This window comes from Kribbella italica, assembly GCF_014205135.1.
GTDB classification, from domain to species: domain Bacteria; phylum Actinomycetota; class Actinomycetes; order Propionibacteriales; family Kribbellaceae; genus Kribbella; species Kribbella italica.
In genome coordinates this window covers 5734754-5754741 of the sequence record NZ_JACHMY010000001.1, presented here as the reverse complement: position 1 = coordinate 5754741, position 19988 = coordinate 5734754, and the positions used below count along the sequence as shown (strand labels likewise).

At 70.3% G+C, this 19988-nt stretch carries 14 protein-coding genes and 1 riboswitch; of the genes, 4 read left to right on the top strand and 10 right to left on the bottom strand.

Translation table 11 applies throughout. From position 1 onward, the window contains the following. Window positions 1-166: 166 nt before the first annotated feature. Complete coding sequence (locus HDA39_RS26730; protein ID WP_184799649.1) at window positions 167-1627, bottom strand: alpha/beta hydrolase; 1461 nt, start codon at window positions 1625-1627, stop codon at window positions 167-169. Between the two features lie 99 nt (window positions 1628-1726). On the opposite strand from HDA39_RS26730, the gene HDA39_RS26725 reads away from it, so the two are divergent. Then, window positions 1727-2059 (top strand): DUF3817 domain-containing protein, encoded by a 333-nt coding sequence (locus HDA39_RS26725; RefSeq protein ID WP_184799647.1) that lies wholly within the window; start codon window positions 1727-1729, stop codon window positions 2057-2059. A gap of 1 nt (window position 2060) precedes the next feature. Here the strand turns inward: HDA39_RS26725 and HDA39_RS26720 are convergent, their stop codons facing one another. Next, on the bottom strand, window positions 2061-2978 hold the full coding sequence (locus tag HDA39_RS26720; protein WP_184799645.1) for a hypothetical protein: 918 nt from the start codon (window positions 2976-2978) through the stop codon (window positions 2061-2063). A gap of 136 nt (window positions 2979-3114) precedes the next feature. Beyond that, window positions 3115-3207: riboswitch (glycine riboswitch) on the top strand. Between the two features lie 78 nt (window positions 3208-3285). Between HDA39_RS26720 and HDA39_RS26715 the strand changes: the two genes are divergently transcribed. Then, window positions 3286-4659, top strand: a complete 1374-nt coding sequence (locus HDA39_RS26715; RefSeq protein WP_184799643.1) for an L-serine ammonia-lyase — start codon at window positions 3286-3288, stop codon at window positions 4657-4659. 106 nt (window positions 4660-4765) lie between these two features. Continuing rightward, entirely contained in the window at window positions 4766-5371 is a 606-nt protein-coding gene (locus tag HDA39_RS26710) for a hypothetical protein (RefSeq protein ID WP_184799641.1), read from the top strand. Between the two features lie 254 nt (window positions 5372-5625). On the opposite strand, the gene HDA39_RS26705 is transcribed toward HDA39_RS26710, so the two are convergent. Then, window positions 5626-6354, bottom strand: a complete 729-nt coding sequence (locus HDA39_RS26705; RefSeq protein ID WP_184799639.1) for an SDR family NAD(P)-dependent oxidoreductase — start codon at window positions 6352-6354, stop codon at window positions 5626-5628. On the opposite strand from HDA39_RS26705, the gene HDA39_RS26700 reads away from it, so the two are divergent. Next, window positions 6353-7306, top strand: coding sequence for a helix-turn-helix transcriptional regulator (locus HDA39_RS26700; RefSeq protein WP_184799637.1), 954 nt, complete (start codon window positions 6353-6355; stop codon window positions 7304-7306). The two genes, HDA39_RS26705 and HDA39_RS26700, sit on opposite strands and share 2 nt — an antisense overlap. Here HDA39_RS26700 and HDA39_RS26695 read toward each other — a convergent pair. The 7 genes from HDA39_RS26695 to HDA39_RS26665 form a co-directional block, all read right to left on the bottom strand. Further along, the gene (locus HDA39_RS26695) at window positions 7303-8253 is read right to left on the bottom strand and encodes a hypothetical protein (RefSeq protein ID WP_184799634.1); all 951 of its coding nucleotides are present in this window, start codon (window positions 8251-8253) and stop codon (window positions 7303-7305) included. The two genes, HDA39_RS26700 and HDA39_RS26695, sit on opposite strands and share 4 nt — an antisense overlap. A 69-nt stretch (window positions 8254-8322) precedes the next feature. After that, window positions 8323-11658 carry a bifunctional lysylphosphatidylglycerol synthetase/lysine--tRNA ligase LysX gene (gene lysX / locus HDA39_RS26690; protein WP_184799632.1) on the bottom strand — a complete coding sequence of 1112 codons (3336 nt, stop codon included), beginning with the start codon at window positions 11656-11658 and terminating at the stop codon, window positions 8323-8325. Window positions 11659-11688: 30 nt separating this feature from the next. Beyond that, entirely contained in the window at window positions 11689-12174 is a 486-nt protein-coding gene (locus HDA39_RS26685) for a TspO/MBR family protein (protein WP_184799630.1), read from the bottom strand. A 19-nt stretch (window positions 12175-12193) separates the two neighbouring features. Continuing rightward, window positions 12194-13423, bottom strand: a complete 1230-nt coding sequence (locus HDA39_RS26680; protein ID WP_202893131.1) for an ROK family transcriptional regulator — start codon at window positions 13421-13423, stop codon at window positions 12194-12196. Window positions 13424-13614: 191 nt separating this feature from the next. Beyond that, on the bottom strand, window positions 13615-16536 hold the full coding sequence (locus HDA39_RS26675; RefSeq protein ID WP_184799626.1) for a helix-turn-helix transcriptional regulator: 2922 nt from the start codon (window positions 16534-16536) through the stop codon (window positions 13615-13617). Between the two features lie 105 nt (window positions 16537-16641). Beyond that, window positions 16642-16866, bottom strand: coding sequence for a hypothetical protein (locus HDA39_RS26670; RefSeq protein WP_184799624.1), 225 nt, complete (start codon window positions 16864-16866; stop codon window positions 16642-16644). After that, complete coding sequence (locus HDA39_RS26665) at window positions 16863-19781, bottom strand: type 2 lanthipeptide synthetase LanM (protein WP_184799623.1); 2919 nt, start codon at window positions 19779-19781, stop codon at window positions 16863-16865. Before HDA39_RS26665 ends, HDA39_RS26670 begins: the two co-directional genes overlap by 4 nt. Between the last annotated feature and the right edge of the window lie 207 nt (window positions 19782-19988).

Here is a 19988-nt window from a genome sequence, read left to right as displayed (position 1 = left end):
ACAGGGCCACGGTGAGGGAATCGTTGAGGCTACGGACGATGACCACAAGGGAACGGACGGTAGTGGTTGCCTCGGCAAGGGCCGGTCAAGGGAAAGCCTTCGGGTGAACAGGCGATCACCCCCGGTCGACCACCGGTCGACCGAGGGTGATCCTTCGTAGACCGGTTTAGCCCGTAGGGTCGACCGCCGCGCACTGCTTGCCACGGTGTGGAACGTCGCGGTCGATCAGGTAGCCGTCGACCGTTGCCTCCATGCACGGACTCGTCGTGTAACTGCCGTGGCCCCAGCCCCGGTAGGTGACCAGTACGCCGTCCCGGCCGAACTGGCGGGCCACGCTCTTCGCGCCGTTGTAGCCCGTCGCGGGGTCGTGCAGGCTGTTGATCAGCAGCGCCGGCGTCCGCAGGTCGTACCGCTTCGGATCGCGCTGCGGATTGACCGCCTTCGGGAGACCCAGGCAGGTCGTCACGGCCAGCAGCTGGCCGGGGTATCGCAGATCCTCGTTGTCCCGCGCCAGCCGTCGCAGGTGACCGGCGTACTCGCGGTAGTCGCGGACCGGCAGGCTGAAGTCGCGGCAGAACGTCACGAACGAGAAGCTCGTCAGTCCGGTCGGGACCGGCGGCTGCTGCGTCGGCGGCGCACTCTTGTCCAGCTGGGCGAGCAGGCCGGCCAGCTTGACCCAGTCCGGACCGTAGAAGGTCCGGAACGTCACGAAGCTCAGCTGGAACGCATTGATCGGGTACGACGGCCGCTGCGGATCCGGGAGCTCGCCGCGGCCGGCCCGCGCGAGCAGCCGGTCCCACACTGCGTGGATGTCCTGGCCGTGCAGCGCGCAGGTCGTTGCCGTCGTACACCACTTCACGAACTCGTCGAAAGAGTCCTGACCGGCCCAGGCCTGCGCGTCGAGGAACTCGCCGGTCGTCGCGGCGCTGTGGTCGAACACGCTCTCCAGGACCAGCGCGCGCACCCGCCGCGGGTAGCGCTCGGCGTACTGCTGGCCGAGCAGCGTCCCGTACGAGCTGCCGTGGAAGGAGATCTGCTGCTCGCCCAGGGCGGCGCGGATCGCGTCGACGTCGCGCAGGGTCTGCAAGGTGTCGAGGTGGTCGTAGACCGGGCCGGTGTTCTCGCGGCAGTCCGCGGCGAGCTCACGGTTGTAGTCGACGGTCGCGTCGAAGTCCCTCTGGTTCTTCAGGATCGGCGACGGCTGCCGCGCGACGAGCGCCGCCGAGCACTTCACGGCGTTGCTGCGGGCAACACCTCGCGGGTCGAAGCTGACGATGTCGAAGCGGTCCTCGAGCCGCTGGCTGAACCGGCTCATCCCGGTTCGGATCCGGTCGACACCGGAGTCGCCGGGTCCGCCCGGGCCGAACACCAGGACGCCGACGCGTTGGCCCTGGGCCTTCCGTCGGGAGACGGCCAGCTCGAAGGTGCCTTCTGCCGGGTCGTTCCAGTCGATCGGCACCTTCAGCGTGGCGCACTCCGAGCCGGGGAGGAGGGCGATCTCCTCCGGGGTGTCACCGGGCTCGGGCTGGCAGGCAGCCCAGTCGATGGACGGCGCCGCAGTGGCCGGGACCGTCAGCGTTGCCAGTACGGCGGCCGCGGCCGCACACCAAACAATCGGTCTCTTCATTGGGACGATCTTTCGCCGCGCCGACCCTGACCGGCATCCGGTGCCGACCCGGAGGGAACCCGGGAGCGGTTGGGCCGACTTGTTAGGGTCACTGGTCTGATGACCGAGACTGTTGCAGCCGTGGACGCGCCGGCTGGTTCGAAGCATGCGACCTGGTTCCGGGTGGTGGCGATCGCCGAGGCGATCTCCTGGACCGGGCTGCTGATCGGGATGCTGTTCAAGTACGTGCTGTCGGACAACGAGATCGGCGTGAAGATCTTCGGGCCGATCCACGGCGGGATCTTCGTCGCCTACGTGCTGACCGTCGCGGTCGTCCGCAAGCCGCTGCGCTGGACCTGGCCGACCACGCTGCTCGCGCTGGCCGCCAGCATCCCGCCGCTGTTCACCTGGTTCTTCGAGCTGTGGGCGGCACGGACCAACCGCCTGGGCTGACTCACCGGCCGCAGCCGCGGCAGGGTCGGCGCGTGCGGAGGTAGTACCCGTACGTCGCCGTGAGCAGGCCCGCGCCCCAGAGCACGTACGCCGGGACCGCGACCCAGAAGAACGCCTCGGGCAGGCCCATCTCTCCGAAGACCGGCTCGTGCCGCAGCGCGGCGGCGACCATCTGGAGCAGTCCGACGCCGAAGTACGCCGTGATGCCGGCGCCGAGCCCGCCGCCGGGGAGCAGCAGCATCCAGCGCGGGAAGATCCGGCCGGCGCGCGTCACCAGCAGGAGCGGGAGCAGGAGGCCGGCGAGCAGGAAGCCCGCCTCGAACAGGATCACCGCCATGCCGGCGTCGTACGGCGTGCTGCCGAAGCCGACGACCGCCTGAGCGGCCAGGCGGATCAGGCAGCCCGCGGCGGCCACAGCTGCTCCTGCGATCGCCCACCTGGGTGTGGACGTGACCGACCGGAGCCCACTGCAGCGCAGGCAGGACGGGTCGAGCGCGCGCTGCCTGGTCAGTGCGGTCGCCGCGAGCAGGCCCGCGCCGGTGAGACCACCGAGACGGCTGAGAAGACCGATCGGGTCGAACGGGATGCCGAGGCCTGGCAGGACGGCGGCGACGACGTCAAGCAGCACGAAGGCGCACACGGCGACCCAGCCGGCAGCTGTTGCCCAGGTGAGCCTGATGGTCATCCGCGACACCGGCAGGACGACCAGGACCGCGCTCAGCACGCAGAAGGCGAGCGACAGCCAGTAGGAGATCAGCAGGTCGCTCCCGGGCAACTCCCAGGCCGGTGCATGTCCAGTGGCGAACCACAACCGGACCAGTCCGTACGCCGCCGCCCAGCTGACCGCGGCGAGCGGCATCCACCGCTGCGCTGTCGCCTCGCTCGGTGCGTGGTCGCGCGGACGCGTGCTCGTCGTCATGCGTTCAGCTTGTGGTGGCGGTGCTTCCGAGGGATCCCCCGCGCGGGGGAACGCTCTCCCTCGGAGGAGTGCACGGCCGGATTGACGGGGAGCGCGGGTCCGCCGTACCGTCGCGACCGTCAGCACCACCGCCGCATGAACCCGTGCGGGAGAGACCCGGGCCCGACCCGGGCGCCGTAGGAGCAACTCTCCCCAAGAATCTCTCAGGCACCCTCACCGCACGGGCGAGGCACCTCTGGAAGACAGCACGTCTGACAGAGCGGGGAGGCACACCGATCGGTCAACGACGACCGGAAGGAACCTCCAGATGGCGATCAGCGTTTTCGACCTGTTCAGTATCGGGATCGGCCCGTCGAGCTCCCACACCGTGGGACCGATGCGCGCCGCCCGGACCTTCGCCGTCGGCCTGGCTGCCGACGGCCTGCTCACCCGGACGACGGCCGTCGAGTCGCAGCTGTTCGGCTCGCTCGGCGCGACCGGCCACGGACACGGCAGCAACAAGGCCGTCATGCTCGGTCTCGAGGGCGAGGACCCGGAGACCGTCGACACCCGCTCGGTCGAAGGGCGCGTCGAGGCGATCCGCGCGGCCAGGACCCTGCGGCTGGCCGGCGAGCACGAGATCGCGTTCGACGAGAACTCGCAACTGGTGATGCACCGCCGCAAGGCGCTGCCCTACCACCCGAACGGGATGACCTTCGTCGCCCGCGACGCCGACGGCGCCGTACTGCGTGAGCGCACGTACTACTCGGTCGGCGGCGGGTTCGTCGTCGACGAGGACGCGGCCGCCGGCGACCGGATCGTCCCGGACCGGACGCCGCTGAAGTACCCGTTCCTGTCCGGCGCCGAGCTGCTCGACCGCTGCCGCGAGTCCGGGCTGCCGATCAGCGAGGTGATGCTCGCCAACGAGCTGGCCTGGCGGACCGAGCCCGAGATCCGCGAGGGCCTGCTGCACATCTGGCAGGTGATGCAGGACTGCGTCGACGAGGGCTGCGAGACCGAGGGCGTGCTGCCGGGCGGCCTGAAGGTGCCGCGCCGGGCGCACGGTCTGCACCAGAAGCTGAGCAGCGACAAGTGGTCGGTCGACCCGCTCAAGGTGATGGACTGGGTGAACCTGTTCGCGCTCGCGGTGAACGAGCAGAACGCTTCCGGCGGCCGGATCGTCACCGCGCCGACGAACGGTGCCGCGGGCATCATTCCCGCCGTACTGCACTACTACCGGCGGTTCGTGCCGGGCGCGACCGAGGACGGCACGGTCCGGTTCCTGCTAGCCGCCGGCGCGATCGGCGTGCTCTACAAGGAGAACGCGTCGATCTCCGGCGCCGAGGTCGGCTGCCAGGGCGAGGTCGGGTCGGCCTGCTCGATGGCCGCGGCCGGGCTCTGCGAGGTACTCGGCGGGACGCCGGAGCAGGTCGAGAACGCCGCCGAGATCGCGATGGAGCACAACCTGGGCCTGACCTGCGACCCGGTCGGCGGGCTGGTCCAGATCCCGTGCATCGAGCGGAACGCGATGGCCTCGGTGAAGGCGATCAACGCCGCGCGGATGGCGATGCACGGCGACGGGGTGCACGTGGTCACGCTGGACAAGGTGATCAAGACGATGCGCGAGACCGGCGCGGACATGAAGATCAAGTACAAGGAGACCTCACGCGGCGGCCTGGCCGTCAACGTGATCGAGTGCTGACGGGTCACCGCGGGGTTGCTCAGTGTCGCGACGGGGTGCGGTTTGCGGTGAATATCGTTCCAAGACCTGTTTGAAACGTGTGAACACCCGCTACTGTGCCGGAACTGTGAGTCTGTTCTCCGAGGAAGAACAGGCAGCACCGCGCCGGACCCCGCTGAGGAGCAAGAGGGTCCGCCGTACCGCCGCCTGCATCGCTCTGCCCATCGGTCTGTACGCCGCCCTGGCTGTCGTGGGCCTGTTGCCGCTGCCCGGCGCAGGCGACCCCGACACGGTCACGCCGGTCGCCGGCCTGCCGATCGCCGACCCGGCCGACCGGAACTACCCGTACGTCGAGTCGGACGGGCGGCCGGCCGCGACGCCGACTCCGTCGCTCCCGACCGCATCGCACGGGGTCGGTCGGGGTGACGTCCAGCCGGACGGTCACGCCGGGGACGAGGCAGGCCGCCCGACACCGGGCGCGCCGACGACCGGTACGGCGGAGGACGCGACGCGCAGGGTGCTGCCGACGATCACGGCCCGGCCCCCGGTGCTGCCGACTCCGAGGCCGACCGAGCCGCCTCCGCCGGGGACGCCGTCGCCGTCGACCCCGGGGTCACCTTCGCCTTCGCCGTCCCCCTCGCCGAGTCCGACCGGTACGCCGCCGGTCACGAACGACCCGGATCCGGGCCTGGTCGGCCAGTTGTTCGGCTGGCTCGACGCGCTGGTGCCGTAGGCGGCGCTGGCGCACGGCTTCGGGTGCGCCGAGGTGCCGACGCCTAGCTCCGGCTGCGCGAGGCGCTGGGGCACGGCTGCGCGAGGCGCCGACGCACAGCTCCGGCTGGGCGAGGTGCTGGGGCATGGCTTCGGCTGCGCCGAGGTGCTGGGGCACGGCTCCGGCTGCGCGAGGTGCCGACGCACAGCTCCGGGTGCGCCAGTTGCAGTCACCCGGCGTAGCAGTCGGGCGGTCGGCGTACGCGTTTCGGCGACCTACCAGGCGACCGGGCCGTGGATGCTCAGGTACTGACCGGTCGGTCCGTCCTTGGCGATCGTGGCGGCCTGGACGATGATCGCGGCGCCCTCCTCGACCGTCTGGGTGCCGCGGTGGCCGTTGAAGTCGGTGGCGGTGAAGCCTGGGTCGACGGTGTTGATCCGCAGGTCCGGCAGCAGGTAGGCGAACTGCGCGGTGAGCATGTTGAGTGCGGCCTTCGAGGCGGCGTACCCCGGGACGGGGATCCAGGACTGCACCGCCGACTCGCCGTCGAAGGGCACCCCCGCGATCGAGCCGAGCCCGCTGCTGACGTTCACCACGACCGGGTGGTCGCTCTTGGTCAGCAGCGGCAGGAACTCGTGCAGCACCTGCGCCGCGCCGAAGACGTTGGTCTCGAAGACCGTCCGGAGCGTCTCGGCGGTCACCTCGGACGCCGTCGACGGGTGGCCCGGGATGCCGGCCGCGTTCACGTGCCCGGGGATGCCGGCGTTGTTCACGAGTACGTCGAGCCGGCCCTCCGCGGCCTCGATCTGCTCGGCCGCGGCCCGGATCGAGGCGGCGTCGGTGACATCGAGCTGGACGGTCTTCGCGCCGAGGTCGGCGGCGGCCTTGCGCCCCTTCTCCTGGTCGCGCGCCCCGACGTACACGATGTGGCCGAGGGCAACGAGTTCGCGAGCGGTCTGGAAGCCGAGGCTCTTGTTGGCCCCGGTGATCAGTGTGATGGTCATGGCAACGACTCTGGCCGGTCGCGACGCGGACAGGCAGTACCCGGAACAGCCTGGGGAACGGCAGTACCAGGCTGTTGCCAGGCCGGGCCGCAATACTGGAGACGTGTCCGAACTCGGCAAGACCCTGCACGCCTGGCGCGACCGGGTGACCCCGGCCGAGGCCGGCCTGCCCGCGAACGGCGTACGGCGTGCGCCTGGGCTCCGGCGTGAGGAGCTCGCCCTGCTGGCCGGTCTGTCGGTCGACTACGTCGTACGGCTCGAGCAGGGCCGGTCTTCGTCGCCGTCGCCGCAGGTGCTGACCTCCCTGGCTCGCGCGTTACGGCTGGACGACGCCGAGCGGGACCACCTGTTCGTGCTGGCCGGTCAGGCGCCGCCCGCGCCGGGGCGCATCTCGACGTACATCCCGCCTGGTGTCCAGCGCCTGGTGGACCAGCTCGAGGGCGCACCGCTGAGCGTGGCCGACGCGTCCTGGACGATGATCAGCTGGAACTCCCTGTGGGCCGCGATGCTCGGCGACCCGTCGGGTCTGCGCGGCCGCGAGCGCAACATCGTCTGGCGGCGCTTCGCCGGCGATGACGACCTCCCGGACGGCTACGGCCGCGTCCGCCAGACCGACGAGCAGGCCGAGCGGTTCAAGATCGCGATGATCACCGACCTGCGCGCCGCCGTCACCCGCTACCCCAAGGACACCGAGCTGCACTCCCTGGTCGCCGATCTGCGCGCGATCAGCACCGAGTTCGCCACCGCCTGGGACGACCACCAGATCGCCTTCCACGGCTCCGACCACAAGACCATCGAACACCCCGATCTGGGCCCGATCGTCCTCGACTGCGACGTCCTGACCGTCCCCGGCAGCGACCTCCGCATCGTCGTCTACACCGCACCCCCGAACTCCGAAGCCGCCGAAAAACTCAAACTCCTCGCAGTGATCGGCCTGCAGTCCCTCGCTTAGAAGGCGTCCACGTCGCTGGTGGAGGCGTTGCCGAGGGCGGTGGGCTGGAGGTCGATCTTCCAGCCTTCGTTGCGGCCGAAGCCCTCGTCGAACTTGGAGAAGCTGCAGCCGGCGCTGAACTGGCGGCGTTTGGGGTTCCAGTCGGTGCCGCTCTTGAAGTAGACGTGGTACTTGCCGCCGATCCGGCTGATGGTGGCGGTCTTCTTGGCCTGGACGTAGACCAGCAGGTGCGGTTTGCTCGGCGGTTTGCCGTCGGTGACGATCGCGATCGCGACGTCCTCGGCCGTGCCGTTGGTGACCTGCAACCGGCCCGAGCCGCGGGTGCCCGAGCGGACCAGGACGTCGCCGTTCGACGGGCGCTGGTCGGCCGGTTCGGGGCCGACGTCGGGCAGCGTCGTACCGAACTTCAGGCCGAAGCGGCCCAGCGGTGCGATCGCGCCGGTCAGGTCGGTGGCGAGCTTTCGCTGCACGTTCTGCGAGGTGTAGACGACGCCGCCGCACTTGGCGTTCGTGTCGACGTTGTCGGACTGCGGACCGGTCAGCGACGAGGCCGCGGCGCGGAGCTTGGTCTGCAGCGTCTTGTGCGCGGTCGCGATGTTCGGCTGGACCTTGAGCAGCGCCAGCTCGGCGGCCGTCGAGTTCAGCGACTCGGCCAGGGTGTCCATCGCGTCGGCCAGGTTGTCCGCCGACCTCGCGCCGGTGAGCCCACGCAGGTCGGTCGCGATCTGCTGGTCGAGCTTCGCCAGGTTCGCCTGGTACTGCGCGCCGGTCAGCGGTCCGGCCGGTTTCGGCGGCGGAGCGGGCGCGGTCGTGGTCGTCGTCGCGCTGGCCGTCGGTGTGGTCACCGCCGACGGACTCGGATCGGCTTCCGGCGCCGAGCCGTCCCCACACGCTGCCGCCGTACCGAGCAGTGCAACCCCGAGCACCACAGAGACCAGCTTCTTCATCTGCCCCGCCCCCTAGAACCCCTTGGAGATCAAGCGTAGGGGGCATCCGGGTCGGCGGCGACCCGGAAGTCAGCTCCGGGGTGCCGGGCGGACGAACGGGAACGCCAGCGTGGCCCGGATGTTCTGCCCGGTCAGCATCATCACGATCCGGTCGACGCCGAGCCCGAGCCCGCCGGTCGGCGGCATCGCGTACTCGAGCGCGGCCAGGAAGTCCTCGTCCAGCGACATCGCCTCGGGGTCGCCGGCGGCGGCCTTCAGCGACTGCTCGGTCAGCCGGCGGCGCTGCTCGACCGGGTCCACGAGCTCCGAGTACGCCGTACCGATCTCGGCGCCGAAGGCGACCAGGTCCCAGCGCTCGGCCAGCCGCGGGTCGGTGCGGTGCACGCGGGTCAGCGGCGACGTCTCGAGCGGGAAGTCGGTGTAGAAGGTCGGCAGGGTGGTCCGCGGTTCGACCAGTTCGTCGTACAGCTCCAGGACCAGCTCGCCGGCCGACAGCTCGAAGCCCGCCCGTACGCCGTGCTTGGCGCAGACCGCGCGCAGGTGGGCGACCGGCGTACCGGAATCGAGGTTGACGCCCGTCGCCCGGCTGACGGCTTCGTGCACGGTGATCACGGGCCAGTCGCCCGAGATGTCGAGCTCCTCGCCGTCGCGCTGCACGACCGGCTTGCCGAACACTGCGGTCGCCGTCTCCAGCAGCAGCTCGCGGGTCAGCTCGCGCATCACGTGGTAGTCCGCGTACGGCTGGTAGGCCTCGACCGACGTGAACTCCGGGTTGTGCGTCGCGTCGGCGCCCTCGTTGCGGAAGTTGCGGTTCAGCTCGAAGATCTTGCCCAGCCCACCGACCCCGAGCCGTTTGAGGAACAGCTCCGGCGCGATCCGCAGGAACAGCTCGGTGTCGTAGGCGTTGATGTGCGTGACGAACGGGCGCGCGTTCGCGCCGCCGTGCACGGCCTGCAGCATCGGCGTCTCCACCTCGGTGAAGCCGCGGGTCTCGAACCCCTGCCGCAGAGCCCGTACGGCGGTACTGCGGTGCCGCAGCATCCGCAGCGACTCCGGGTTCATCACCAGATCGAGGTGCCGCTGTCGGACCCGCGCCTCGGGATCGGTGAACCCCTTGCGCTTGTCGGGCAACGGGTGCAGGCACTTGGCCGCCATCGTCCAGCCGGTCGCGGCGACGGACAGCTCGCCGCGGCGGCTCGTCACGACCTCGCCGGTGACGCTGACGTGGTCGCCGATGTCGACCCACCGGATCCAGCTCGTCAGGTCGTCGGTGATCATCACCTGCAGCTGCGTCAGACCGTCCTGCAGCTGGGCGAAGGCCAGGCCGCCGTGGTTGCGCAGCCGCACGACGCGGCCGGTGACGGAGACCTCGTGTCCGGTGTGGTGATCGGCGGGCAGGTTCTGGTGCAGGGCGCGGATCCGTTCCAGGGTTTCCGTCCGGGGCACGGTGACCGGGTACGGGTCGATGCCTGCAGCAACCATTTCGGCGAGCTTGGTCCGGCGTGCGCGCTCCTGCTCGGTGAGCTTGCGGTCCGGCAGCGCGGGCCGGAGCAGCTCGTTCTCCAGCTCCCGGACGGTGTCCGCGAACTCGCCGCTGTCGCCGACCGTGATCGCGTGCCGGTCGGTGCTGGTGCTGGCGTCGACGCGCGTCCACGGCCGGGGCGCGGGCAGGAATCCCTCGGCGGTCCCGGCGGCGAGCAGGACCGAGGCGAGCGAGGCGCCGCGGGAGTAGCAGATCAGTCTCGGGGACCAACGCGGCAAGTACTTCTCGTTCGACTGGTAGAGACTCTCCAGCTGCCAGAAGCGCGAGGCCGCGGTCAGCAACGCGTTGGTCAGCCGCAGGACCGGGCCGGCGCCGACCCGTTCGGCGTCGCTGAAGATCTCCCGGAACATCGCGAAGTTCAGCGAGATCCGGTGCACGCCGAGGTCACCGCAGGCGTCGACGAGCGAGGCGACCATGAACTCCATCAGCCCGTTGACCGACTCGGGATCACGGCGCATCAGGTCGAGCGAGACGCCGCGCAACCCCCACGGCGCGAACGACAGCAGCCCCCGGACGGCGCCGTCGGCGTCCCGCGCGACGACCATCACGCAGCGCGCGTCGGCCGCGTCGCCGAGCCGGCCGAGCGCCATCGAGAACCCACGCTCGGTCCGCGCGCCGCGCCACCTCTCCGCCAGTTCGACGTACCGGGCCAGGTCTTCAGCGGGAAGGTCGCCGTGCCGCACGACCTGCGCGTGGTACCCGGCGCGCTGAGCGCGGGTGACGGCTTGCCGGACCGGCCGCATCGTGCGGCCTTCGAGGGTGAAGTCGGCGACGTCGATGATCGCCTCGTCGCCCATCGCGAGCGCCCGCAGCCCGGCGTCGACGTACGCGTGGGCCGCTTCCTCGCCCGCCGACAGTACGGCGGGCGACCAGCCGTACGACCGCGTCTCGGTCAGCCAGGTCCTGATCGCGGCCGGCCAGGCCGCGGGGTCCCCGAGCGGGTCACCGCTGGCCAGGCTGACGCCGTTGACCACCCGGTACGCGATCGCGGCGTCGCGGTCGGGGGAGAACACGACGGCCTTGTCGCGCCGGGTCGCGAAGTAGCCGAGGCTGTCGCGTTCGCCGTACTGGAGGAGCAGGCGGCGGACCTCGAGCTCCTCGGCCTGGCTCAGGTAGCGGACCCGGCGGACCGAGCGGAGGAAGATCCAGAACGCGATCACCAGCGTGGCGGCGGACAGGAAACCGACGGTCAGGCCGACCCAGGTGTGACCCTCGTGCCCCGATCCCATCCGGGCCCGGCTCTGCCCGAACGCGGCGAACACGGCCCAGCCGATCTTCTCCCGCTGCCCGTGCAGGCTGTGCGGGAACACCTGCGTGAGCGTGATGCTGACGCCGATCGAGATCAGCAGGCCGGTGATCATCACGCCGATCGCCAGTCGCCGGCTGCCCGGTGCGAGCCGGGCCGGGAAGCTGTCCCGGATCTTCCACAGCAGCACGATCATCAGGATCGGCACGACGACCCGGGCGATGCCGAGCTCGAGATCCTCGTACGACGCGCGCCCGAACTCCGCGATCAGGTCGGGATCGTTCGGGTTCGCGATCTGCACGCTGATGAAGCCGAGCGCGGCGATCGAGGTGATCAGCGTCAGGCCCTCGAACACCCAGAGCACCCACAGCAGCGCGGCCCGCTTGCCGCGCAGCAACGCGCTGCCGACCACCGCCAGGTACACCGCGGACAGAAACGTGTGCCCAGCCGGGATCCCGGCGAAGTCGATCACCGCTTCGACGTGCCTGACCACCTCGGGGGCGGCCAGGTGCAACGGCACCGCGACGAACGACCAGACGGCGGCCGTGACGACCACTCGACCGACCCACACCGCCGCCCGCTGCCGCCACTTCGGTACGGCCTGCTGCCCTGACACGCAGTGATCATCCCACTGCGGCCCGCTGGATCAGCGGTTGAGCCACCAGATGGCCGCGTTGAGCGCGGCGGCGAACGTCGTCCAGGCCCAGTACGGGATCAGCAGCGCGGCCGCCGGGCGGCTGACCTTGCGGAAGGTGATCACGGTCCAGGCGATCGCGGTCCAGAGCAGCACGATCTCGGCGAGCGCCAGGGCGATCGCGTCGGCGCCGAAGAACAGCGGCGTCCAGATCGCGTTGAGGCCGAGCTGTACGGCGTACGGGACGAGGTGCTTCGACCAGCCGGTCCGGCGCCAGACGAGCCAGCCGCTGACGGCGATCATCGCGTACAGGACGGTCCAGACCGGGCCGAAGAGCCAGCTCGGTGGGGCCCACGACGGCTGCTGCAGTTCGGCGTACCGCTCGGTGGTGCCCTGGACGCCCAGCACGCCGATCAGCGCGGCCACTGTGACAGCGGCCGCGCAGACCGCCAGTGCGGCCGCGCTGCGGACTGGGCGGCGCTCGGTCCAGGTGCTCATGCCGGACCGGTGCCCAGTGCTACGCCGTTGTAGTCAGCGCCGGGGTCGGGAGCTTGCGCTGCCACACCTCGTCCAGCGCCATCCGCATCGCGCCGGTGACGACCGCGTCCTCGGCCAGGGCGGAGAGCTCCAGCTTCGGGTGGTTCAGCGTGAGCAGCCGGAGCTGGTCGGAGATGGCGTCCAGGAGGACCGCGCCGGCCCGGGCGACACCGCCGCCGATGACGACGGCGGTGGGGTCGAGCACCAGTACGGCGGGGGCGAGCGCGCGGGCGAAGTCGCGGGCGACCTGCTGGACGACGGCCTGGGCGACCGGGTCGCGCTCAGCAGCAGCGGCGAACACATCGGCCGTGTCGAGCTGCTCGCGGCCGAGCTCGGCCAGGCGGGACTCCGGGTTGTCGAGCACGGCCTGCCGGCCGAGTGCAGCGATCGCCTCGGAGCCGACGGCCCGCTCCAGCGGTCCGCGGCTGTCCTCGGGGTTGATCACGTCGTCCGGCGCGGTGGCGATGAAGCCGATCTCACCGGCCGCGCCCGTCCCGCGGTGCAGCCGACCGTCGATCACGATGCCGGCGCCGAGCCGTTCACCCCACTGGACGGCGAGCAGCGTGCCGGTGCCACCCCGGGCCGCAGCGATCGCCAGGGCCGCCAGGTTGGCGTCGTTGTCGAGCATGACCGGGCAGTCGAGCAGGGACCGCACGTGCTTGACCAGGTCGATCGAGGACCAGCCCGGCACCGACGGGACCAGCTGGACCCGTCCGGTGTGCTCGTCCACGATGCCCGGGCTCGCGGCGACCGCGGCCGCGATGTCCTCGGCCGGGACCTCGGCCTCGGCCAGCGCCTCGGTGATCACCTCGCTGATCACGCCGAGCAGCTCCTGGGCCGTCCAGCCCGGACCTGACCGTCGTACGAGGGAGAGCTTGCGGCCGGACAGGTCGGAGACGCCGACGGTGACCCGGTGCGGCCCGACGTCGAGGCCGAGCACCGGCGCCGCGCGACCGCGCAGCGACACCCGGATCGCGGGCCGCCCCAGCGAGCGGTCCGCCGAGTCCGGCCCGTGCTGCTGCAGCCAGCCCGCGTCCAGCAGCTCGTCGACCGCCTGCGCGACCGTCGGTCTGGCCAGACCGGTCCGCTCGACCAGTTCCGCCACCCGCAGCGGTGCGGGCGCCGAGCGCCGGACAGCATCCAGCACCGCAGCGACGTTGATCCGCCGCAGCATCGTCGTACCGCCGCCGCCGACCGTTCCCTTGCTCATGTCCGACCCCTTGCCTGCCACTCGCCCATCCTATATAGAAAGCGAGCCTTCATAAATTATGCAGGATAAATTATCCAGCGGATTGCCGCGCGCCGCTCGTCTCCGGCGTGGGCGGTTCACCCGGAGTCCGTGCCACGACAACTATCACTGTCGAGCCGTGACACGCCCGAGCACACGCGCGGCGCCCGGGATCAGTCCTGCAACACCGTCCGCGCAAAGCTGCTGAGCGCCTCCCGATCCGGCTGCCGGGTCTTCGTCATCAAACTCGCCACGTGCTTCTCCACGGTACGGGGAGAGATATGCAACCGCGACGCGATCGACTTGTTCCCGATCCGATCGACGAGCAAGAGACAGACCTCGTACTCGCGGGTGGTGATCCCGAGCTGGCGGAGATGCGGGGGGACCTGGTCGCTGCCCGTACGGCGCTGGGACACGGTCGCTCCGAGCTGCCGCAACATGCTCCGACAGGCACTGGCCACCGGCTGCACGTCAGCGGTGTGGAAGTAGTCCTCGGACTGCCGCAGCCAGGCAACGGGATCGCCCCAGCCGTCGGCCGCCGCAGGCTCAGCCACGAGCCGGAGCCCGAGGTGCTGGGCCATCGGGTAGAGCGACGAGGTCTCCATCGCCAACGCCACCATGGCCTGTGCCTCGGCGCCGCGTCCCTCGCGCCCGAGCAGGACGGCCTCGGCCCACTGGACGAACTGCCGATTCCACCGCATCCCGCTGGCGGCGGTGGCGGTCAGGGCCTCCAGGTGTTCTCGGCCGTTCCGTCCTGCCAGAACTCCGAGCAGCAGCGACATACCGTTCTTGCCGGCCATGTGGAACGTCGTGGGGTTCTGGGCGTCGTACGACAGCGCCTGTGCCTGCTCGGTCTCTGCCAGCTCGTGGTTCTCCTCCAGAAGCGCGCAGAACGTTCGCGCGAGTCCGTACGACAGGGGCAGCTCGTACGAAGCGCGCTCTCCCCAGTTCGCGAGCTCCCGCAGCGTTTCCTCCATCACTGTCCGCCGCCCCTGGTGCGCGGCCAGAACAGCCTTGCTCACCAGCACGTACGGCGCGCCGCGGCCGAGCTTGAGTCGTCGGGTGACCTCGAGACACTCGTCGATCATGACGGCGGCCTTGTCGTACTCGGCCCGCAGTATCGCCTGCTGGCCAAGGATTCCGTCGACCTCGTACGCGAGCGGGATGGCTCCGATCCGCAGTGCCTGCTGGCGGGCCCGCTCGAGCTCGATGACACTTCCGTCGGCAAGGCAGCTCGTGCCGGCCTGGAAAACGTGTGAGCACACTCGCTGGAAGGCCATGTTGTTCGCCTCGGCGACCTGGCGAGCCCGGTGGAAATACTCGATCGACTCGTCCAGATCCCGTTCCCGGGACAAGATGCCCAGCAGTTGCCAGGCGTCGCACGCCACCGCCGGCAGGTCCGACCGTTCGGCCGCCTCCGCTGCGCGCGTCGCGAGGTCAGCGGCGGTCTTGAGCCGGCCAGGGCTCGGCCGAGCCAGCTCGAGGTGGGCGGCGATCGCGTCGACCGGCGCCAGGTCGGCGTCATCGGCCGCGGGTCCGAGCAGCGACCTGGCGATCGCGACCTGGGAAACCGCGGCCGACCAACGGCCGGCCATGTGCTCCACACCGGCGAGCTGAACGTGCAGAGCGGCGACGCGGCGGCTGTCGAGGTTCTGGTTTCCCATGTCGTCGATCGCCTGAGCATGAGCCGGCGTGTCGTCGAACTGGCCCGTCTCCCCGAGCGCGAGCAGCAGCGAGCCGAGTACGTCGGCCCGCTGAGAAACGTCCGGATCGTTGGCGAGCAGCTTGTTGGCACGCTCCAGCAGCTTGACGGCCGAGCCCATGGATCCTTCGTCGAACGACCGGCGGCCGGCCAGAGCGAACAAGCGGGCAGCCCGGGCCCTGTCGCCACCGGTGTCCGCCAGCTCGGCCACCATCGGGCACCACTCACCGGGAAGCCCGGGATGTAGTTCCTCGATCGCGTCGGCGCAGCGTCGGGCCTGGTCTGCCCGCTCGGTCGGGTTGAGCCCGGCCAGCAGAGCGTCCGCCGTCAACGGGTGGCGGAAGGCGTACCAGTCCGGGACCGGCTCGTCCGGACCGATCAGCTGCGCAGCCAGACCGGCACGCAGAGTAGCCAGAAGTAACCGTTCGTCCGTGCCGCTTGCCAGCCGGACGGCGCTCAACGGGAAGCGGTGACCGATCACAGCGGCCAGGACGAGAAGCTCACGCGACTGGGGGCCGAGCTGGTCGGTTCGGCTGCTGATACTCCGCACGACGGCCGCGGGTACGGCGGTCCGCAGATCGTCGACGACCTGGACGGTGCCGTCCTCGCTCGACAGCAGCTGACCCGATCGGCTTGCCTCCTGCAACAGTTCCTCGACGATGAAAGGCACTCCGACGCTGTCCGACCACAACCGTTCGCACAGCTGGGCGGGTACTGCGGCGGGCTCGACCTCGAGGCATCCGGCAGCCAGGTCCCGCACCTCGTCACGGTTCAGTGGCGCCAGGTCGAGCACGACCGCTGTGTTGCGCTGAGCCGCGAGCCGGGCCAGATCGCCCGCGGCGCAGCGTTCCGAGCGCAGCGTCGCGACCAGTACGACAGGCTGGTCCTCGAGGTTGTCCAGCAGGTACTCGATCACGGCGAGTGTCTCGGGATCGGCTCCCTGCAGGTCCTCGAGGACCAGCAGGCAGCCGCGCTTCTCACCGATCAGGGTGAGTACGCGCAACATCGCCTCACCGAGAACCACCGCCGACGTGGCGGTCTCCGGTACCTGACCGTCGTCCCAGTCCGGCACCAGTCGCCCGAGCACCTGTCGGTACGGGCCGAGCGCTGCCGGTTCCGGCATCTCGTTGCGCCGGATCAGTGACAGCAGTGCCTCGGTGAAGGGCCGGAAGGCGACCATCGTGCCGATCGCCCCGACCCTGCCGCGCAGCGTTGCCATCCCGGCGTCCAGAGCCTTCGTGAGTCCTACCGCGGCCAGCCGGCTCTTGCCGATCCCGGGTTCGCCGACCAGGAAAACAGCACCACCGCGCCCTGCTCGGGCGGACGCAAGCAGGTGGTCGAGCTGATCGATTTCTCGATCTCTGCCGACCACCCTCGGCGCATGGGGCTGCATGCTTGCCAACTCTAACCACCGCCGGTGCCGACCGCAGTCGGTTCGGCCGGTCGATCGGACCGCACGAACAAACGCTCGCTGCAGGATCGGCGGTGATCAGGGCTGTCAGTGGGCGATCGTCGGGAAGGTGCTGCAACCGTCGGTGAAGGCGACGATACCGACAGCGGCCAACCCCACGCTTCCGGCCAGCGCCGCTGCGCGGGCCCCCAGCCGGCCACGCTTCGGCAGCGTGATCGGGCCGATCGGGTCGCTGTCGGCCTCTGCGCTGTCGACCGGGTCGGGCTGGTTGCGGGTCGGGTCGGCGTCGTGGGAGTTGTGCTGGGCGGTCATGGTCGTCCCCTGTCAGGTGATGGAGTGCGGTGGCCGCCGAGGCTGTGATGGGCTGCGGCGGCCGTGGTCGGTTGAAGCAGCAGTACGGAAGGAATCCGGTGACCGAAGCCGAGCCGGAGCAACCCGTGGCCGATCCCGGCCAACCCGGTCATCAGACCGGGGGACGGGACAGCGCGGGGTGTGCCGCAGCGCGGCCCGTACTGCTGTACTGCGGCGAGCACCAGCCCGGCCCGGCGACGCCGGACCGCCTCAGCGGCTTGGTGCTCGCGATCGGCGAGCCAGAGAACCGGCTCTATCGCTCCGAGCTCGCCGTGACACAGACTCAGGTCGGCGAGCGTCGGACGTTGTGACGCACCGGTCAGGTACGTGTCGAGGTCGAGGGGAAGCCCTGAGCTCAGCCGGGCGAGTACGTTTCCGACGCCGCCGGAAGAGCACCAGCCGGCATCAGCGGCGTCCCCGGGGCAGTCGAGAGTGGACGCTTGCTGAGCGGCGGCGTGGAACTTGTTCCCAGGCCGCCCGTACTGTCCCAGCGCCCAGGCCAGTCCGGCATAGCCCCTGGCAAAGCCGTGCGGTGGGCGCGGGTGCTCGGCTTCCTCGGCGACAACGCGGACCAGTTGGTCGGCGTACTCCTGAGCCAGTCGACGGGCGGCCGGGAGTTCGTTCATGGCCAGCATCGCGGCCAACCCACCCGCGGCGCCGTCCTGGTAACTCGGGAAGTCGGCCGGCTCGGAGACCAGCTGCTGACTGAGTTCCAGCGTGGCGGAGAGCTGGCGCCGCAGACCGGAGTTGTCGAGCAGTTGGGCGAGCCGGCTGATGCCGTAGGCAATGCCACCCAGGCCGTGCAGACCCGCGCCGACCAGACGTGCCGTTTCGAGGTCTGAGGCAAGGACCTCGAGCAACGCCGGCAACGGACGGACAGCGTCGAGCGCGAGCTCGCAGTACTTGTCGGTGCCGGTCAGCACGCCGATCTCGGCGAGGAAGAGCGCCGTGCCGGTGTAGCCGTTGGTCAGCCCCGCTCCCATCGGCCGGACCGACCAGTGGTGATCGTCGAGTATTTCCAGTCCGAGCCAGTTCGCCGGACCGCCGGGACTGCCGTACACCCGCGCCATGATCTCGTCCGCGACGTCGCTCGCGGCGGCGAGCAGATGCTCGGGGTCGGCCTCGGTCGAGCCGAGATGCGGTTGTGTGGTGACGCCGCCGTGCCGGACCGGTTCCGGACGAGTGGCCAGACTGGCCGAGATCAACCACTCCTGGCGGTGCTGGTCCAGTTCGGTCAGCGCGCCGATCTTCCGCTCGACAGCGGACAGGCCCGCTACCGGCAGGACGGCCGGGATCCGGGTTCCTTCCGAGCTCCAGACGTCCTGACTGTCCGGCCGCGAGGTGAAGACAGGGACGTCGCCGGCCCAGAGATCCACCAGTTCTGCCGGAACCAGTCGTGGATCGACTTGTTCGTTGGTCCAGAGCAGCTCGAGCAGATCAGACCGGACTCCAGCGTCGCGCAGAGCGTCCGGATGCGTCGCCTCGTCCAGCAGCGCCAGGTAGTGGTGAGTCGGACGGCCGACGAGCCTGACCTGGTCCTGGGCGCAGCGAGCGAGCAGGCCGAACGGACCCAGCAACTCCTCGCGATGCCAGACGATCGCTTGGAAAGCTTCGCGGAAGCCGAACAGCAGAAAGTTCTCGTGCTGCCTCGGCTCCAGGGGAACTCCCGCCAGATGCGGCCGGTTGCCGCCGCCGGCGCTGGTGCGGGCACGGCGGACCAGGTGCATGGTGTCCAACCCGGCGTCGGCCCAGTCGACCGTGCTGTTGGGCATCGTCGCGCCGGCATCGCCGCCCAGGCCGGACAGATCTACGACTCCGTGCTCTCCAGTGACGAGCAGCGGTAGCAGGGCGGTTCGCAGGACGGAGTCCGCTGCGGCTGCCTGAGCTGGGTCGCCCCGGAGCCCGGCGGCGGACACACCGGGATGAAACAGGGTCTCCACATCGACCAGCATCGGCTGGTCCCCGGCGGCGATCAGGTTGTCGTAGTGCATGTCCGTGCCGTCGAGGGCGAACAACAGTGCGAGCAGAGCGCCGTACCGCTGGTAGAAGCGACGGACGTCCGTCAGGTCGCCGCACGGTTCGGCGCGAACGTGCTCCAGCCAGCCGTAACCAGGTCTGCGCAACACCTGCAGTGTCCCGACGGCCAAGCCCGTCTTGCTGTTCAGCCAGTCGACGATCTCGTTGAAGTGCTGGTGCAGATCCAGCGGTCGGGGCTTGTAGATCAGTTTTCGGCCGGTGCTGAAGGTGAGGGTCGTGGTGCTGCGCCCACCGCGGTGGGGATCACCGCTGGGCTCGGCGTCGAGGAGGTCTCCTAGTGGCTGGCCGGCGAGGAGTTCGGTCACGATCAGCTCGCGGTCCTCGGCGAGGCGGGTCAGCAGTTCGAGGTGGCCCTCGAGGGACTGTCGGCACGCCTCGCCCAGGACCCGGGCCAGTACCGGGTACGCGGCCAGGAGGTCCGCCAGCTCGCTCCCTCCAACGAGCCGGTGGGTGAAGTCAAGGAAACGCATCGCTGGGGTGGCGCCGGTCAGGTCGCCGCGTTTGCGGGCCTGGGCCAGTTCGCGGACCAGGGTGCGGGCGGCGAGTTTGACCAGGCGCAGTCCCAGGCGGTGCAGGAACTGTTCGGTGACCGCGCCGGTGTGGCCGGCGGTGGTCAGGTCGTCGCGGGCGGTGACGAGTAGGGGATGGAGGCAACGGACGAGGGCTTGTTGCCAGTCGCCCTCGACGGGTTCCGGTACAGACTGGAGTGCGAGACTTCGTTCGACGTACGCCGCCCAGCCGGGTTTCGCCGACTCCTGCTCGTGCGGACCGAGCCCCGCTGACCACCAGGCCTTCGGCTGGTCGGTCGGGGGCGCCCCGGCGGTCGCTGAGTCGAGCACGCCGACAGCGTGGCAGCAGGCGGGCAGGAAGACATGGGTATGCGTCCCCCATATTTCCGCAAGCGTTCGCTTCGTCGTACGTGTCCCACAAACGCTTGTTTTGCAGCTGTCCGCGGGACGGTGACTGGGGGACGACCGCCCCGCGGCAGCAGCGCCTGTTCCGGTCGGCCTCTGGTGGAAGGCTTTCGCGGCTCAGGAATTCGTGGG

Bases quoted from the DNA above. Each gene is read 5' to 3' on its own strand.
- HDA39_RS26730 (WP_184799649.1), bottom strand. From the start codon at position 1,627: ATGAAGAGACCGATTGTTTGGTGTGCGGCCGCGGCCGCCGTACTGGCA.
- HDA39_RS26725 (WP_184799647.1), top strand. From the start codon at position 1,727: ATGACCGAGACTGTTGCAGCCGTGGACGCGCCGGCTGGTTCGAAGCAT.
- HDA39_RS26720 (WP_184799645.1), bottom strand. From the start codon at position 2,978: ATGACGACGAGCACGCGTCCGCGCGACCACGCACCGAGCGAGGCGACA.
- HDA39_RS26715 (WP_184799643.1), top strand. From the start codon at position 3,286: ATGGCGATCAGCGTTTTCGACCTGTTCAGTATCGGGATCGGCCCGTCG.
- HDA39_RS26700 (WP_184799637.1), top strand. From the start codon at position 6,353: ATGGCAACGACTCTGGCCGGTCGCGACGCGGACAGGCAGTACCCGGAA.
- HDA39_RS26705 (WP_184799639.1), bottom strand. From the start codon at position 6,354: ATGACCATCACACTGATCACCGGGGCCAACAAGAGCCTCGGCTTCCAG.
- HDA39_RS26695 (WP_184799634.1), bottom strand. From the start codon at position 8,253: ATGAAGAAGCTGGTCTCTGTGGTGCTCGGGGTTGCACTGCTCGGTACG.
- HDA39_RS26685 (WP_184799630.1), bottom strand. From the start codon at position 12,174: ATGAGCACCTGGACCGAGCGCCGCCCAGTCCGCAGCGCGGCCGCACTG.
- HDA39_RS26680 (WP_202893131.1), bottom strand. From the start codon at position 13,423: ATGAGCAAGGGAACGGTCGGCGGCGGCGGTACGACGATGCTGCGGCGG.
- HDA39_RS26675 (WP_184799626.1), bottom strand. From the start codon at position 16,536: ATGCAGCCCCATGCGCCGAGGGTGGTCGGCAGAGATCGAGAAATCGAT.
- HDA39_RS26670 (WP_184799624.1), bottom strand. From the start codon at position 16,866: ATGACCGCCCAGCACAACTCCCACGACGCCGACCCGACCCGCAACCAG.